The 236-nt window shown below is 36.9% G+C and carries 1 protein-coding gene; it reads left to right on the top strand.

Annotated features, from left to right (window positions below; translation table 11 throughout):
* Positions 1-42: 42 nt before the first annotated feature.
* Positions 43-236, top strand: a 194-nt coding sequence (locus tag FDX22_RS20840) for an IS3 family transposase (protein ID WP_021212795.1), incomplete at its 3' end; no start/stop codon positions are given.

Here is a 236-nt window from a genome sequence, read left to right on the forward strand (position 1 = left end):
TCTTAGAGTCACTATTGTATAATTTAGACAAAGGACAAAAACATGCAAAAACGCTACTCAAAAGAATTTAAAGAAACCCTTATCGCCTTCTATCATTCTGGTCAATCCGTCACCCAGCTGTCTAAAGAATACGACGTGGCCCCTGCAACAATTTATAAATGGATAGACCTCTACTCTAAATCTAATGAAAGCTCCGTCTCTAAAGCTGATTTTCTAGAATTAAAAAGACAACTGGC

The sequence above is a fragment of the Citrobacter sp. TBCS-14 genome (assembly GCF_005280805.1).
Taxonomy (GTDB): domain Bacteria; phylum Pseudomonadota; class Gammaproteobacteria; order Enterobacterales; family Enterobacteriaceae; genus Citrobacter; species Citrobacter gillenii.